This window comes from Streptomyces sp. NBC_01717 (assembly GCF_036248255.1).
GTDB lineage: Bacteria > Actinomycetota > Actinomycetes > Streptomycetales > Streptomycetaceae > Streptomyces.
The window spans coordinates 8,909,920-8,926,502 of the sequence record NZ_CP109178.1 but is presented as its reverse complement, the minus strand read 5'-3'; the positions used below and the strand labels follow the sequence as shown (position 1 = coordinate 8,926,502).

Below are 16,583 nucleotides of genomic sequence, written 5' to 3'. Positions count from 1 at the left end.
ACCCCCCGCGCCCGTTCACGGGCCACCGATTCACAGCACGCCCTTCCGGGCAGCTGAGCCGCAAGTTATGCCTTCTGGAGGAACTCATGGTCACCCGTACGGCCGTCGCCGCCCTCGCCACCTGTGCGGCGTTGCTGGCCGCCACCGGCTGCTCATCCAGCTTCGGCAGCGACAAGGAGCCCAAGCAGGACAAAGCCGGCAAGCAGAACCTGACGGTATTGATCGCCACCTCGGGGGACGCCGAAACCCAGGCGGTCAAGACCGCCACCGCCGCGTATGCCAAGAGCTCAGGCAACACGGTCACGGTCGAAGTCGCCAAGGACATGAACCAGCAGCTCGCTCAGTCCTTTGCCGGTCACAAGCCGCCGGACGTCTTCTACGTCAACTCCGACCAGTTCGCGAATTACGCGAAGGGCGGCTCGCTCTACGCGTACGGGGACCAGATATCCGACGCCGACGACTTCTCCGAGCAGCTGCGCACCTCGTTCTCGTACAACGGAAAGCTGGTCTGCCTGCCGAAGGACACCTCCACCCTCGGCCTCGCCATCAACACCGATCTGTGGAAGAAGGCCGGGCTGACGGAGAAGGACTATCCGAAGAGCTGGGCGGACCTGAAGACCGTCGCGGACAAGCTCACGGGCAACGGCGTCACCGGTCTGGTCACCAGCGACGAGTACCAGCGACTCGGCGTCTTCATGAAGCAGGCGGGTGGCTGGCTCACCGACGCGGACCAGAAGAAGATGACCGCCGACACCCCCGAGAACGCCAAGGGGCTCACCTTCGTTCAGTCCCTGCTCAAGTCGGGCTCGATGAAGTTCGCGAAGCAGGTGGACACCAGCTGGGGCGGAGAGGCGCTCGGCAAGGGCAAGGCCGCCATGACCATCGAGGGCAACTGGCTCGACGGCGGTATGAAGCTCGATTACCCCGACGTGAAGTACGCCGTCGCGCCGCTGCCCGAGGGGCCGGCCGGCAAGGGAACCCTCGCCTTCAGCAACTGCTGGGGCGTCGCCGCCGACAGCGCGCACCGCGCGGCGGGCGTCGACCTCGTGAAGTACCTGACCTCCGCCAAGCAGCAGCTCGCATTCGCCGACGCCTTCGGCGTCATGCCGTCGCGGACAAGCGCGCTCGAGACGTACGCCGAGAAGCAGCCGGCCGCCAAGGCCTGGGTGGACGGCAACGCCTACGCGCAGGGCCCGGTGACCATCGCCGGTTTCGACAAGGTCCTGAGCCAGTTCAACACCGATCTCCAGTCGCTGCGCACCGCCGACCCGAAGAAGATCCTCGCCGACCTTCAGCGCAACGGCGAACAGGCGATCGTGAAGGGCAACTGAGCCCCATGCCCATCCGCACGATGCGCGCGAGCGGCACTCCCCGCACGACCGGCTCGGCCGGCGCACCTGACGGCGCACCCGGCAGAACCGGTACGACCGCGAAGGCCCGCGCCCGGCGCGCGGGCCTTCGCGGGGAGGGCACCTGGGGCTGGCTGTTCGTCAGCCCCATGGTGCTCGTCCTCGGCCTATTCATGGTGCTTCCCATCCTGATGGCGCTGTGGGTGAGCCTGCTGCACTGGGACGGACAGTCCAACCCGTTCTCCGGTCAGGCCGATTTCGTCGGTCTGGACAACTACCGGACGCTGCTCACCCAGGACGGACTCGACCGCACGCTCTTCGCGACGTCCCTGCGCAACAACGCCTACTACGTACTGCTGACCGTCCCTCTGCAGACCGTGCTGGCACTGACTCTGGCCCTGATCGTCAACCAGAGACTGCTGCGGGGGCGGGGTGCGCTCCGAACAACGTTCTTCTTCCCGTCGGTCACCAGCTCCATCGCCGTCTCCACGGTCTTCCTCTTTCTCTTCCAGGGCAGCGGAGCCGTCAACTCCATGCTGTCCTGGATCGGGCTCAAGGGACCCAACTGGTTCGCGGACCCGCGCGGAGTGCTCTCCCTGATCCTGAGCGGTCTGGGAATCGTCGATCCTGAACGGCCCGCCGGAGTGCTCGCCGATCACTCGCTGATGGGACTGTCGTGGTTCGAGTGGCTCGCGGGTCCCTCGGTCGCAATGTGCACGATCATCCTGCTCGCCGTGTGGACCACCTCGGGCAGCTTCATGCTGATCTTCCTCGCGGCGCTCCAGAACATCCCGCGGGAGCTGGAGGAGTCGGCCGCCATGGAAGGGGTCAACCGCCGCCAGATGCTTCGGTATGTGACGCTGCCCGCGCTGCGTCCCGTGCTGTTCCTGGTCCTCACTCTGGGACTGATCTCCACCTGGCAGGTCTTCGACCAGGTGTACGTGATGGGCCAGGGCGCCCCGGGCAACACGACGCTCACGCCGGCATTCCTGTCGTACTCCGCGGGCTTCGACAACGCGGACTTCGGGCAGGGCTCGGCGATCGCGTTCATTCTGCTGGCCCTGATCCTCATCCTGACCGCGTTCCAGCGCTGGGCGCTGCGGGAGCGTGGCGCCCACACCGGGAGGACCCGATGACCGCCGCCGGTACGGCCGTACGCGACCGGGCTCGGCGGTCCCCTCGCCGTCGCGCATCGCGCGAACGAGGACACCCGGTCCTGACCCGTTTCCCGCTACCGGCGCGGATAGCGGGGTACGCCGTGGTGCTGGGGCTGGGGCTGCTCTACCTGCTGCCGTTCGTCCTCCAGCTGGTGACCGGTTTCAAGACGGACCCTGATGCCGCCGCGCATCCGCTGGCCCTGTTGCCCACCACTCCGACGACGGCCGCGTATCAACGGCTGTTCGGGCTGAGCCAAGCCTCGGAAGGGATTCCCTTCCTCCGCTGGCTCAGCAACTCGGCGCTGGTGGCGGTACTGGTGACTGCGGGCCGGGTGCTGTTCGACTCGATGGCGGGGTACGCGCTGGCGCGGCTGCGCTTCCGGGGCCGCTCGGTACTGTTCGGCTTCGTGCTCGCAGTGATGGCGGTGCCCGGAGTGGCCCTGCTCATCCCGAAGTTCCTGGTGCTCAACACCTTCGGGCTCTTCGACACATACACCGGCATGATCCTGCCGTTGCTGGTGGACGCGGCAGGCATCTTCATCATGAAACAGTTCTTCGAATCCGTGCCGCGTGAGGTCGAGGAGGCCGCCCGGGTCGACGGGGCAGGCGTGTTCCGGATCTTCTGGTCCGTAGTCCTGCCGATGGCCAGACCGGCGTTGATCACCCTGACGATCCTGTCGTTCCAGGGGTCGTGGAACGAGTTCACGCACTTCCTCGTCAGCACCCAGTCCGGCCAGTACGAGACGCTCACCACGGGTCTGGCCCGCTTTGTCTCGGGAGGTCTCGGCGGCGGCACGCAGTATCCCCTGAAGCTGACGGCAGCCCTGCTGTCCACCATCCCGGTGGCCGCGCTGTTCTTCTGCTTCCAGCGCTACTTCGTGAGCGGCGCCAACGAAGGGGCGGTCAAGGAGTGAGGTCCGGCGCCGTCACGAGTTGATGGCGCCGGAGCGTGATGCGCGCTGTCCTGCCCCCCTCGGCGGTCGGGGTCCCTGCTTCCGAGGCCGCTTTTGTTTGGCGAATATCACATGTCGACATAGTTCCTAAATCGGACAATTCATCCTTCTTGTTCGAAATCCCTGTTCGCGCGGAACGTATGGTCGCTTTGAGATGGGAAATGGGGATCCAAGCCGGTTTGGTTCGGCCATTCTCCCCATTCATCCATTCTCTGCGGCCCACACAGGTGCCAGGGCAGTCACCTGCCGCAGCCCACCTTGCCGACCGGTCGAAAGCAGGCCTGGCGGGAGCCGGCTCTCCCCGGCCACGCGGGGTCCGGCGAGATGAACTCCGACACGCAGCAGGACGGGACATAGCCTTCATGTATGGATCGCACATATTGACCTGCTCTCGGCGCGGTATGGCCGCTGCCCTTGCCGCAAGCTCATTGTTCGCCGTATTCACCACAGCCACCCCAGCCTCGGCCTCGGCAAGCACGGCCCGCGCCACAGTGGGTGGTTCGAAGATCGTCTGCACCTCGGAGAAGCCAGGCCTGGCCTCCCGGCTGTCCCATGACATAGCCGGTGCTCTCAACGGGCGGCAGGACACGTCGGCGCTGGCCCTCTACGACCGGATCACCGGAACCACCTGCGAGCTCAGGGCCGACACTCACTTCGACTCCGCCAGTGTTGTCAAGGTCACGGTGCTCGGAGCACTGCTGCGGCAGGCCGAGGAGGCACACCGGAAGCTGACTCCGGAGGAGGTGAAACTGACCACCGCGATGATCACCAAGTCCGACAACGACGCGACCTCCGCTCTCTGGCACCAGATCGGATCCGCCGGCTTCAAGAAGTTCCTGGCCCTGGCAGACATGCGGCACACCGTCCCAGGTTCCGGTGGAAGCTGGGGGCTCACCCAGATCACCGCCGGTGACGAGCTCCGGCTGATACAGCTGCTGACGACGGAGAACTCAGTGCTCACCACGAACTCGCGCGCCTACGCTCTCGATCTGATGGAGCACGTCACCCCCGACCAGAGGTGGGGGGTGCCCACCGGATCGCCCGCTTCGGCGACGGTGCACGTCAAGAATGGGTGGCTGCAGCGCGCGACCGACGGATGGCGGGTGCACAGCGTCGGCGCCTTCACCGGCAGCGGTCACGACTACGGCATGGCTGTCCTCTCGAGCGGCAACCTCACCATGGATTACGGCGTCGCCACCATCGAAGGAGCTGCCCGCGTCATCCATCGTGACCTGACCAGCGCGCGTTGACAGCGAGCCACTGACCGGAGGAGCCCCCGACCCCGGTGACCTGAGTCCGATGCGGGTCGTGTGTTGTGTACGGGTGGTGAACTGGATCGTTGCGGTGGACTCCAGGATCGTACGCGGGCCGCCGACCAGAACGACGCGCCGGGCCCCGGCGAGGGGCACCCGGGGCGTGCGCTCATGCAGGTGCGGGGGCGCCGGCGGGTCCCGGCCAAGAACTACTGCTTATCCGAACTGGCCGGGCTGGAAGTCGCCGGCGGGCTGCTGGACGATGACGTTCATACGGTTGAAGGCGTTGATCAGGGCGATGAGAGACACCAGGGCGGCGAGCTGTTCCTCGTCGTAGTACTTGGCGGCATTCGCCCAGGCCCCGTCCGTGACGCCGCCGGCCGCGTCGGCGATGCGGGTGCCCTGCTCCGCCAGCTCCAGGGCGGCGCGCTCGGCGTCGGTGAACACCGCGGCCTCCCGCCAGGCCGCGACCAGGTTGAGTCGTGTCGAGGTCTCCCCGGCCTGCGCGGCGTCCTTGGTGTGCATGTCGGTGCAGAAGCCGCAGCCATTGATCTGGCTGGCGCGGATCTTCACCAGCTCCTGCGTCGCGGCCGGCAGCGTCGAGCCCGAGACCGCCTTGCCCGCCGAGACGATGTGCCCCAGGAACTTGGCTGCGACCGGGTTGCCGAAGAGGTTCAAACGAGCATCCATGATGCCCTCCTTGCCGTTGTCGGTGCCTACACCTCCCTGACGGATCAGCTCGGCCAGGTGTGACAGGACCGGTTGTGACGTGCGCCTCCCCTGCCGCACCGCGGCAGGGCCACCTACGACGACGTTCAGGACCGCTGCCGAGACGTCGTCGCCCCGCTCGTCACGACCGATGATTCAGACGAAACTGCCGGGATCCCAGGGCGTGTGGTCCCAGGTCTTCGCCGTACAGGCGGTCGGTCGTCATGGGAGGCGGCTGACGTGGGCGCCCGGATTCCGCGACTGCTCACCCGTCCCCGTTGCAGATGATGAAGCCGGGGAAGACGTGCCGTCCGGGTCGGCCGCCGATATCGTCCATCGCTTCACGAATGCTGCGCAGTTGGCTGACGGTCATCTGCAACGGTGGCTCATCCGGCTGGTACGTGGTCCGGACCGGGTAGTCCACACCGGGCTCGTTGGTCATCTCGATGTGGCAGCCGAGAACATGGGTTACGGGTCGGGTGTCAGTGAACGCGATCAAACGGTCGACGGTTCTTCCGAAGGCGTCCCAGTCCTCCACGTACAGCCGCCCCGGGTACACCGTGTCGCCGGTGAGCAGGAATCCGGTGTGCGGGTCGTAGTAGGTGACGGCCGCCTCATGGTGGCCGGGGGTGGCAAGACACTCCAACACTCGGCCGCCGAGGTCGACCCGGGCCACCCGGTCCGGGTTGTCGGTGAAACCGAAGTAGCCCCAGGCACTGTCCCGATCCGCCCTCACGACCGTGGTGCGGGGACGATCGGTGAACTGTGCGTCGGCCGCGATGTGGTCGCCGTGGCCATGGGTGTGCAGGACGAGCAGCGTGTAGTCGTCCCGGGGATGCTCGGCCAACCACCGCCCGACCAGGTCGTCGACAACCCGGCACAGCGGAAAGAACTGGGCGGACTGGGTGGCTCCGGTATCGATGAGTACAGCTCGACTGTTGCCGAAGATCAGGAACAGGAACGGCGCCTCGTAGTTGACCGCCATGTTCTGGCGCAGGATGAACGTGTGCTCGTCGTACGCGTGGACCTGGATATCGGGGTCTGTGTTGTGTTTCGCCGACGGGGATCCGTGGATCCAGTTGACGGCCAGCAGACGAGGCTCGGGCGCCTCCGACACGAAATCGACCTGCGCTTCGCTTCCGCCCATGACCTCTCCTGAGCGCGTCGTCTCAGCAGGCCGGGCCGTGCGCACACGTCCACGCAGATTCGCGTCTCGGGCCGAATTTACTACGCACAGATCGAGTTGATCAACGGTTCATCCGCTGGGCTCGGCTACGTCCCGGAAGTGGGCCAACTCGCCCAGCGAAAAACCCGTCCTCATGCCGGGTTTCCGCCCGCCGCTCAGCGGGAGGTGGACGCCCACGGACCGACGCCTCCGATGCGTTCGACGGAGTAGCGCACGAGATAGCCGGGACCCTTCGGCGCCGGGAATTCGGCGTCCTGGGAGATATAGACCTTCGCCAAGCGGTTGAGCAAATCCCATACGTCGTCGCTCGGCTGAACTTCGGCCCGCGCCCGCAACACGGCGTACTCGTTCAAGAAGACACCGGGCACCCGCGGTGCGTCGAAGGACAACACGACCCGTGGGTCGCGCTCGATGTTGCGCAGCTTCACATGCCGCAACATGTGACCACTGACGAGATCATCGCCGTCCAGCCCGATCCAGATGACTGTCACCTGCGGGCTTCCGTCGGGGTTGATCGTGCTCAGGTGAACCATGGGCCCGGACGCGATCAACTCTCGCAGTTCGCGCGGCAGGCCGCTCATAGCTTGATCCTTACTGCCACAGGCTCACCCTATGTCCCGCTCGGTCCGAACGATCGCAGATCGCGGTCTCACGCTGTGCACGTTCACCGATACGGGTCACCGATGACTTACCTCGAGGGCTTGGAGACAGTGAAGTCGGTTTGCTCTCGTACGAATCGGAACCGCACGGTCGGCAGCCCATTCCGCCGTGAGCGCCAACAGCACCGATCGGGTCTGAAAGGGCGAGCCAGGGAGGGATGACCGTGAAAGGTTTCAAGTAGAACGCACGGAACCTAGCCTCGCAGCACGAGCGGCGTCAATGGCGCAGACGTGCAAATCTTTGAACCGCTTACAGCTACGCCCAAACCCTTGACAGCTCACTTCACCCACTCTAGTTTCCATGCCTGAAACGATTCATCATCGAGTCGTATGGAGCCGAGCGTGATCAGCAGAAGAAGACTGCTCAGCACGACCGCCACAGCAGCCCTGGGTACGGCCATCGCCTCCGCCGCACCGGGCGCCGCCGCGCAGGCCACTCAAGCCCCCGGGGCCGCCGCCGGAGGAACAGGAGTGACGCACGGCGTACGCGTCAACGGACCGACCGTCGAGTACGTGAGCCACCCGCTCGGTCTTGACGTGCCACAACCCAGGCTGAGCTGGCCTCTGGCGTCCGACGAGCCGGGCCAGGCGCAGATCGCCTATCAGATACGCGTCGCCGGCTCCCCGGAGCGCCTCGCGAAGCCGGACGTGTGGGACAGCGGCAAGGTCATGTCCCCGGAGTCCGTCCTGGTGCCGTACGCGGGACCCGCACTCACGTCACGTACCCGCTACTACTGGTCGGTGCGCGTCTGGGACGCCGAGGGCAAGGCCTCCGCGTGGAGCGAGCCGTCCTGGTGGGAGACCGGTCTGACGGACCGGTCCGACTGGTCCGCGCAGTGGATCGGCGCGCCCGCCGAGCTGGTCGGCGCCCCCGCGCTGGACGACGCCTCCTGGATCTGGTACCCGGAGGGCGACCCGGCCGCCGGCGCTCCCGCGGCGACCCGCTTCTTCCGCGGCCGTGTCGACATCCCCGAAGGGGTGACCCGCGCACGCCTGGTCATGACCGCCGACGACGGCTACACCGCGCACGTGAACGGGACGCAGGTCGCGCACGCCGAAGCGGACGGGCCGGCGGAGAACTGGCGCCATCCCGCCCTCGTCGACGTGTCCGCCCACCTGCAGACCGGCACCTCGGTGATCGCCGTATCCGCCACCAACGCCACGGCCTCGCCCGCCGGTCTGCTCGGACTCCTCGAGCTGACGACCGCGGACGGAGTACGCGCCTTCGTCACCGGCGCCGACTGGAAGGCCGTCGATGAAGAGCCGGCCGGGGACTGGCGTTCCGACGCTTTCGACGACGCCTCCTGGCAGCAGGCGAAAGCGCTCTCGAAGTGGGGTTCGGGCCCATGGGGAAAGGTGACACCGTCCTCTTCGCCCGCCGCTCAGCTGCGCCATGAGTTCCGTCTGAAGCGCTCATCCGTCGCGCGGGCGCGGCTGTACTCCACTGCTCTGGGCCTGTACGAGGCTCATCTCAACGGCGAGCGGGTCGGCGAGGACCGGCTCGCGCCCGGCTGGACGGACTACCGCAAGCGGGTCCAGTACCAGACGTACGACGTGACGAAACTGGTCCGGAGCGGGGCCAACGCGCTCGGCGTGACCGTCGCCACCGGCTGGTACGCAGGGAATGTCGGCATGTTCGGTCCGCACCAGTACGGCGAACGACCGGCTTTCCTCGCGCAGTTGGAGGTCACCTACACCGACGGCTCGACTGAGCGTGTGCTGTCCGGCACCGACTGGCGGGCCGCGATCGGTCCCGTCACGAGCGCCGACATCATGTCGGGCGAGGAGTACGACGCCCGCCTGGAGACCAAGGGCTGGACACACCCCGGATTCGACGACTCCGCGTGGGTGGCGGCAGACGCCGTCGACAAGGTGAGCGCCGCTCTTGCGGCCGAAGCCGGCGGCCCCACGCGCGTGGAGCGCACGCTGCCCGCCAGGAAGATGACCGAGCCCAAGCCCGGTGTCTTCGTCTACGACCTCGGCCAGAACATGGTCGGCGCGGTCCGCCTCACCGTCTCGGGCAAGGCAGGGACGACTGTGCGGCTGCGCCACGCGGAGGTCCTCAACCCGGACGGCACGATCTACACCACCAACCTGCGCTCCGCCCGCGCCACCGACACGTACACCCTCAAGGGTGGCGGCAAGGAGACGTACGAGCCTCGTTTCACCTTCCACGGCTTCCGCTACGTCGAGGTGACGGGTTATCCGGGCAAGCCACCGCTGAACGCCGTAGTGGGCCGGGTCATCCACACCGATGCACCCTTCACCATGGACTTCTCGACGAACGTGCCGATGCTCAACCAGCTGCACAGCAACATCACTTGGGGGCAGCGCGGCAACTTCGTCTCCATCCCCACCGATACCCCCGCCCGCGACGAACGGCTCGGCTGGACCGGCGACATCAACGTCTTCGCGCCAACGGCCGCGTACAACATGGAGTCGGGACGCTTCCTCACCAAATGGCTCGTGGACCTGCGTGACGGTCAGTCGGACGACGGCGCGTTCACCGACGTGGCTCCCTTTGTCGGCACGGTCGGCAAGGGCGTGGCGGGCTGGGCCGACGCCGGAGTGACCGTGCCCTGGGCGCTGTACCAGGCGTACGGCGACACCCGGGTCCTCGACCAGTCCTGGCCCTCGATGCTGAAGTGGCTCGAGTACCTGGAGAAGCACAGCAACGGCTTCCTACGACCCGCCGAGGGGTACGGCGACTGGCTCAACATCCAGGACGAGACCCCCAAGGACGTCATCGGCACCGCGTACTTCGCCCATGCCGCCGACCTCGTCGCCCGGGCTGCTCAGGCCCTCGGAAAGGACCCGGCACCGTACACCTCACTCTTCACGAGCGTCCGTGACGCCTTCCGCGCGGCGTACGTCTCGAGCGGCGGCAAGGTGAAGGGTGACACGCAGACCGCGTATGTGCTGGCCCTGTCCATGGACCTGCTGGCGGAAGCCGACCGGGGTCCTGCGGCCGACCGCCTCGTCGAACTCATCAAGGCCAAGGACTGGCATCTCTCGACCGGATTCCTCGGCACCCCTCGCCTGTTGCCCGTGCTCACCTCGACGGGTCATACCGATGTCGCCTACCGGCTGCTCGTCCAGCGGTCCTTCCCCAGCTGGGGCTACCAGATCGACAAGGGCGCGACGACGATGTGGGAGCGCTGGGACTCCATCAAGCCCGACGGCAGTTTCCAGGACGCCGGAATGAATTCCTTCAACCACTACGCGTACGGCTCCGTGGGCGAGTGGATGTACGCGAACATCGCGGGTATCGCACCGGCCGCACCGGGTTTCCGGAAGATCCTCGTCCGGCCCCGCCCGGGCGGCGGGGTGACCGAGGCGGAGGGACGCTACGACTCCGTCCGCGGCCCTGTCACCACCCGCTGGACACTGGACGGCGACGGATTCCGCCTCACCCTCACGGTGCCCGCCAACACCACCGCCGAGGTGTGGATCCCCGCCGCCGAGGCTGCCCAAGTCACCCATGGAACATCGAAGTTCCTCCGGATGGAGGACGGCTGTGCCGTCTTCGCTGCCGGCTCCGGCACGCACCGATTCTCCAACTGACCTGTAACGACGCTCTGGTTGACGCCTGATCCACATCGATTCACCCGCGCGTGGGCGGCGCGCGCAGAGGGAGGCACGCCAATATGACGGATGAAGTGAAGACAGCATCGGGGCCGAATCGGCGCACGGTGCTCGAAGTGGGGTTCAGCGGTGCGGTGCTGGTCGCCGCCGGGCTGCCACTGGCGGCAGCCGGCCCGGCAGCGGCCGCTGAGCGCACCGTGTCCGGGCGCCCGCCCGCGGCCGGGTCCTGGCACCGTTACGTACAGGGACCGTCCGGGCGGACGGTGCGGCCGGTGCGGATCGTCCGGTCGGACGGTGACGTGACGCGGCCCGAAGCCCTCCTGACGCCCGGCGGCCAGGTCACTGTCCTGCGCCGCGTCCAGCCGCCCACGGCACCCCGCTGGCCGGAGGGAACCACCGTCGAGGCGTCCTCCACGCACGCGGGCAACAACGGTAACGACGGCCGGCCGCGCACGTACGAGGCCGGCAATGCCGTCGATGGCGACCTCAGCACGTTCTGGAACGACGACACGGAGCACGACTTCCCCGACAGCCTGACCCTCACCACGCCCGAGGAGCAGGAACTGTCGGGCCTGACAGTGGTGTCCAGCACGGACGGGGTCCCGACCGCTTTCACGGTCGCCGTATGGGCGGACTCGGCGTGGAGGACGGTCGCCACGGTCACCGGCAACAGTGCCGTGCAGCGCGCCGTCCGCTTCGACACTCCGGTCTCCACGACCGGGGTCCGGGTCACGGTGACCGCCGCCCAGGATCTCGGCCGGGGCGTGTTCACCCGTATCAACGAGGTCTGGCCGGAGGCCATGGACCCGGTGGTGGCCCCCAGTGTGACGCTCGACTTCGGCAAGGTCGTCGTCGGATACCCGAAGGTGGACTTCGCCTGGGCCTCGGACAACCACCCCGGGGTGCGCCTCGCCTTCTCCGAGACGCTGCAGTACCTCACCGACCGCTCCGACTTCACCCGCGCCGACCAGGCGGGAGGCGCGGGACAGGGCACCGATCAGTACGCCGTACCGGCGGGCGGCGCCTCATGGACGGACAGGAAGGGCTACGGCTCGGACGGCGACAAGGTGTACGCCGACGGACTGCACGGCTTCCGCTACCTCAAGATCACGCTGGACGCACTGCCGTCCGACGCACCCGCCGCCCAGCCCTGGGGCACTGTGGCCGTCGACGCGGTGTCGCTCGACTTCACGGCATACGTCGGCACACCGGACTCCTACCGGGGCTGGTTCCTCTGCTCCGACGAGGAGTTGAACCGCTACTGGTACGGCGCGTCCTACACGAACGAGCTGGTCGTCGACACCTTCCGCAAGGACGACGTCGATCCCCGCAACGCCTTCAGCGCCTCGCTGGACGGCAAGCTGGTCCTGCACGACGGCCCCAAACGGGACCGCGATCCCTACGTCGGCGACCTCGCGGTGTCCGGTCGCACCCTCTACCTCACCCACGACGAAGTGGCCGTGGCTGCACGCAACGTGCTGGCCGACCTGGCCGAACACCAGCGGGACGACGGATGGATCCCGCCGGCCTCGATCAACAACTACACCCTCCCACTGTTCGACTACCCGTTGTGGTGGGTGACGTGCAGCTGGGATTACCTGCTCTACACCGGGGACCGGGACTATGCCGCGCGCTACTACCCGCAGCTGGTCAAGGTGCTCGACACCTGGTACCCGAGCGTGACGGACGATGCGGGGCTGCTGAGCAAGGGTCTCAACGGAACGGCCGGCTACGGCGACTACGCGTTCCTCGGCCGCACCGGCCGGGTCACCTACTACAACGCCAACTATGTGCAGGCCTTGGGTGACGCGGCTCGCATCGCCGTCCATCTGGGCCATGCCGGGGACGCGCAACGATGGCAGGAGCGGGCCAAGAAGGTAGCTCAGGCGATCAACACCCACCTGTGGGACGAGTCCGCGGGGGCCTATCTGGACTCCGCGACCGGCGCGGTCCGGCACGCCCAGGACGGCAACGCCATCGCCATCACGTCCGGCGTCGCCGACTCCGAACGGGCGGCCGCGGCACTGGCCCACCTCGACAAGACGACAAAGCGCCGTTACGGCAACGCCTTCATGGACAACGACACGCTCTTCGGAGGTGCCTCCCAGCGCGTGTACGCCTTCACTACCTACCCGGAGCTCGTGGCGCGCTTCGAGACCGGCCTGGCCGACTCGGCCATCGACCAGATCAAACGCACCTACGGGTGGATGGACAGCCACGACCCCGGCATCACCCAGTGGGAGGGGATCGGCCCGGACGGCTCACTGTACGAGGACGCCTACACGAGCATGGCGCACGGCTGGTCAACCGGGGTCCTGCCGGCGCTCACCCACCAACTGCTCGGCGCGAAGCCGACATCGCCCGGGTACGCGACCTGGGACGTACGTCCGCACCCCGGATCGGTGAACTGGGCACAGGGTGAACTACCCACCCCGCAGGGCCCGTTGGGCGTGGAGTGGACCCGCAAGGACGCGACGTTCACTCTGACCGTACGGGCACCGCGAGGCACACTCGGTTCCGTGGCGCTGCCCACGGACGGCCACCGTGTCACCGTGCACTCGGGCGGCCGGACGCTTTGGAAGAACGGCAGGACGACCACATCCGGGGTGCGTCCTGAAGCCGGATACGTGACCGTCTCCGGCCTCGATCAGGGAACTCACCGGTTCACGCTGGTGCGCGAGAGCTGAGGCTGAAACTTGGGTTCTGCAGGTAGCCCGGCCGGTCCGGGTCACCTGCTCTCTCCCCCATCGCCGGTGGGAGTCGGGCGAGTTCGTCGTCGGCCGACGCTGTCCGGTGTCATTTTCAAATGAGTTGGCCTTCGCGGAAGGAGTCACCCGGTCGGCGCAGGTCCTGGTTCGGCGGTGCCTTTCCACCGGACGAAGACCTCGGTGCTGGGCCGGCGTTCCGAGAACCTGCCCGACGGGGAGACCGTCGACGGCTCGGGACTCCGTCTTCAAGTCCGAGATGTGCACCAGCGCCCCGCCGGGCCGGGTTTCCTGCGACGATGCCACGATCAGTTGTCCAGGGGCGCGGCGCCCGGCACGATACGGCCATGACTGACGATCTGCTGCTCGGCCGGGCTCGCGAGCTATGGACTGAGCTGGCGGTGATGCCGGTGGAGTTCCTCTCGGGCGGGGCGAACGTTGTGGTCTCCCCCGGCTCGGGGCTGTGTCCGCCGCTGTGGACGGGGGTCGTGATCCTCGGAGGTGCCGGCATCGTCACCGCGCCGAGTGTGCACGCCGCCCAGCTGATGGCGGAGGCTTCAAGGAAGCTGTCCCATGAGGAGCTCGTAGACGAGGATCGCTTGCGTGCGGTGTTGCCCGTCCTCGACGTACTTGGGCCGGCCTCCCTCTTCTATCTCGACCGGTTGGACTTCCTTCCTGCGCATGGAGGCGCCGCTGTCGAGGAGGTGCTGTGCGGCGCCGGTGAGTTGGCCTCGCTCCTGACTCGTGCTGGTGAAGAAGACGCAGGCGAGAGCGGCCTGGAGGACATCACCTCCCCTGCGTTCGTTCTCCGCGACGGTGACGATGTTGCTGCCGCGGCCGGCTATCGAGCTTGGCCGCGGTCGGTCGCTCACCTGAGCGTGCTGGTTGCGCCGGGCTGTCGAGGCCGGGGACTGGCGCGGGTCGTGGCGTCTGCGGCGGTGACTCATGTACTGGACGCCGGGCTGCTACCGCAATGGAGAGCACGGCCGCATTCGTCCAGGCGTGTGGCGCATGCCCTGGGCTTCCAGGAGCTGGGTTCCCAGCTGAGCGTTCGCCTCGGCGACGGTGGCGATTCAGTGCACCGTTGAGTCGGCCCAGCGCCCTGGGAGGAATCGTCGAGTGAGACCGCATGATCCGAGGCACTGGGAGCGTGGGTCAGTGACCAGTGAGCGGCCATGTGGCGGAGATCGAGTGGCAGCACAGCAAGACCGCGTCCGACGCGTCGGCTACGCACCCGGTGGCGGCTGAGCTCTCCCGGACGTCTGCGCGCTCACCACGGCACGGGTGTTCCGTCCCAGGAGAAGAACCCACCGGTGGGGCCCTCGTCCGGCAGGAGGGTCAGTCGGACGGCTCCCCGGGCGGCGTCGGCCGGGTCCCCGTCGGCAGCGGCCGCCAGGGGGTTGAGCTCGGTGGCTCGCAGGCCAGGGGCGAGCGCGTTGACCTTGAAGCCCTCCTCGGCCAGCGTTTGGGCGTAGAAGACGGTCAAGGCGTTGAGAGCGGCCTTCGACGATCGATAGGCGGCGGCGCCACCGTTTCCGGGGGTGAACTGAAGGTTGGGGTTCGTGCTCCAGGTCACCGATCCGGTGCCACTTGAGATGTTGACGATGCGGGGGCGGGCTGATCGGCGCAGGGCAGGCAGGAAGGCATTCGTGACCTCGACGACCGCGAACACGTTGGTCTCGTACGTGCGGCGGAACTCCTCGACATCGGCTTCGGTCGGCGGGGTGAGCGAGACCGAGATGCCCGCGTTGTTGACCAGGACGTCCAGGCGGTCCACCTGCGCCGCGGCCTTGGTGATGCTGTAGGTGTCCGTGACATCGAGGACCAGCAGGCGGGCGTCGCCGCCGATCTCCTCGACGGCCCGCTGCCCGCGCCCGACGTCGCGGGAACCCACGTACACAGTGAAGCCCTCTGCGGCGAGTTGGCCGGCGATGTGCTTGCCAATACCTTTGTTGGCACCGGTGACCAGTGCTGTGCGATCGTTCATGACGCCTACGGTTCCCTGGCCGTGACCGTTCTGCCAGGGACAACCTGTACCAGGCAGCTCAAGGAGGCAGCATGGCGCGCGAGGAGCTGGCCCGCTTTCTGCGGGAACGCCGTGCGGGGCTGCGCCCGCACGAGATCGGCCTGCCGACGAGTACTCCTCGCCGTATACCGGGTCTGCGACGCGAAGAGGTGGCAGAGCTGGCCCACATGTCGGTCGACTACTACACACGACTCGAGCAGGCCCGCGGGCCCCGACCGTCGCCCCGGATCCTGGACGCGCTGGCCCAGGCCCTGCGGCTCACCGCGGCCGGACGCAGCCACCTGTTCCACCTGGCCGGATCATCCGCGCCGCCCGGCACCAACGCCGTGCAGCGGGTGCGCCCGCAGGTGGCCCGGATGCTGCAGCGACTGCCGGAGACCGGCGCGATCGTCACCGACGCGGCCTATGGCGTCGTCGCCTGGAACCCCCTCGCGCAGGCTCTGCTGGGCGATGACCTCGGACGCGGGCCGACGAACCTGGCCCAACGCCGCTTCCTCGGTCAGGGGCGCATGTACGAGAGCTCCAGCGCAGAGGAATTCGGGCACATTGTGGTGGCGCGGCTGCGCCGGGCCGCAACCCGATACCCGCACGACGCGCAGCTCGCCGCTCTGCTGACCGATCTGCGCTCCGGCAGCGAGGAGTTCCGGAAGATCTGGGAAACCCGCCCGGTTCACGCTCCCGGGCACCGCACCAAGACCCTCGACCACCCGTCGGCGGGCAAACTGCGGTTGGACTGCGACGTACTGCTCGTCCCCGAGGACGACCAGGAAGTCGTCCTGATGACGGCGGATCCCGGATCGCCTTCCGCACGCACCCTGCGCAGGCTCGCCGCAGGGGTAGCCCGAAGCAGTGGGTGGCCCGACTCATAGACGGTTTCATCAACTGGCAATCGAGCGCGAACAACAGACGCTCTTCCTCCAGCGACTCGAAGCCGTCGTGCCGGCTGGTGAACACCGTGTACTGCAGCCCTGGCCGGTGCAGCTGCCGGGCCCGCCAGGTGAA

Annotated in this window: 12 protein-coding genes; 8 read left to right on the top strand and 4 right to left on the bottom strand. The window is 67.5% G+C overall.

Annotated features, from left to right (window positions below; translation table 11 throughout):
* Nucleotides 1-86 precede the first annotated feature (86 nt).
* The 4 genes from OHB49_RS40350 (at nt 87) to OHB49_RS40335 (ending at nt 4,709) form a co-directional block, all read left to right on the top strand.
* A complete protein-coding gene (locus tag OHB49_RS40350; RefSeq protein WP_329165912.1) occupies nt 87-1,331 on the top strand; it encodes a sugar ABC transporter substrate-binding protein in 1,245 nt (414 codons plus the stop codon).
* 5 nt (nt 1,332-1,336) lie between these two features.
* Nucleotides 1,337-2,485 (top strand): carbohydrate ABC transporter permease, encoded by a 1,149-nt coding sequence (locus tag OHB49_RS40345; RefSeq protein WP_329165911.1) that lies wholly within the window; start codon nt 1,337-1,339, stop codon nt 2,483-2,485.
* A complete protein-coding gene (locus OHB49_RS40340) occupies nt 2,482-3,420 on the top strand; it encodes a carbohydrate ABC transporter permease (protein WP_329165910.1) in 939 nt (312 codons plus the stop codon). Before OHB49_RS40345 ends, OHB49_RS40340 begins: the two co-directional genes overlap by 4 nt.
* Before the next feature lie 440 nt (nt 3,421-3,860).
* A complete protein-coding gene (locus tag OHB49_RS40335; RefSeq protein WP_329165908.1) occupies nt 3,861-4,709 on the top strand; it encodes a serine hydrolase in 849 nt (282 codons plus the stop codon).
* A gap of 219 nt (nt 4,710-4,928) precedes the next feature.
* Here the strand turns inward: OHB49_RS40335 and OHB49_RS40330 are convergent, their stop codons facing one another.
* The 3 genes from OHB49_RS40330 to OHB49_RS40320 all read right to left on the bottom strand — a co-directional run bounded on the left by OHB49_RS40330 (nt 4,929) and on the right by OHB49_RS40320 (nt 7,187).
* On the bottom strand, nt 4,929-5,402 hold the full coding sequence (locus OHB49_RS40330) for a carboxymuconolactone decarboxylase family protein (protein WP_329165907.1): 474 nt from the start codon (nt 5,400-5,402) through the stop codon (nt 4,929-4,931).
* 283 nt (nt 5,403-5,685) lie between these two features.
* Nucleotides 5,686-6,567, bottom strand: a complete 882-nt coding sequence (locus OHB49_RS40325; RefSeq protein WP_329165905.1) for an MBL fold metallo-hydrolase — start codon at nt 6,565-6,567, stop codon at nt 5,686-5,688.
* 194 nt (nt 6,568-6,761) lie between these two features.
* Nucleotides 6,762-7,187, bottom strand: a complete 426-nt coding sequence (locus tag OHB49_RS40320) for a PPOX class F420-dependent oxidoreductase (RefSeq protein ID WP_329165904.1) — start codon at nt 7,185-7,187, stop codon at nt 6,762-6,764.
* Between the two features lie 420 nt (nt 7,188-7,607).
* Between OHB49_RS40320 and OHB49_RS40315 the strand changes: the two genes are divergently transcribed.
* From OHB49_RS40315 to OHB49_RS40305, 3 genes are all read left to right on the top strand, one after another.
* The gene (locus tag OHB49_RS40315; RefSeq protein ID WP_329165902.1) at nt 7,608-10,829 is read left to right on the top strand and encodes an alpha-L-rhamnosidase; all 3,222 of its coding nucleotides are present in this window, start codon (nt 7,608-7,610) and stop codon (nt 10,827-10,829) included.
* A gap of 95 nt (nt 10,830-10,924) precedes the next feature.
* Complete coding sequence (locus OHB49_RS40310) at nt 10,925-13,537, top strand: alpha-L-rhamnosidase-related protein (RefSeq protein ID WP_329165901.1); 2,613 nt, start codon at nt 10,925-10,927, stop codon at nt 13,535-13,537.
* Nucleotides 13,538-13,902: 365 nt separating this feature from the next.
* Nucleotides 13,903-14,643 (top strand): GNAT family N-acetyltransferase, encoded by a 741-nt coding sequence (locus tag OHB49_RS40305; RefSeq protein WP_329165900.1) that lies wholly within the window; start codon nt 13,903-13,905, stop codon nt 14,641-14,643.
* A gap of 182 nt (nt 14,644-14,825) precedes the next feature.
* On the opposite strand, the gene OHB49_RS40300 is transcribed toward OHB49_RS40305, so the two are convergent.
* A complete protein-coding gene (locus tag OHB49_RS40300) occupies nt 14,826-15,542 on the bottom strand; it encodes an SDR family oxidoreductase (protein WP_329165899.1) in 717 nt (238 codons plus the stop codon).
* A 71-nt stretch (nt 15,543-15,613) separates the two neighbouring features.
* Here OHB49_RS40300 and OHB49_RS40295 point away from each other — a divergent pair, with 71 nt between their 5' ends.
* Nucleotides 15,614-16,450, top strand: coding sequence for a helix-turn-helix transcriptional regulator (locus OHB49_RS40295; RefSeq protein WP_329165898.1), 837 nt, complete (start codon nt 15,614-15,616; stop codon nt 16,448-16,450).
* Nucleotides 16,451-16,583 lie beyond the last annotated feature (133 nt).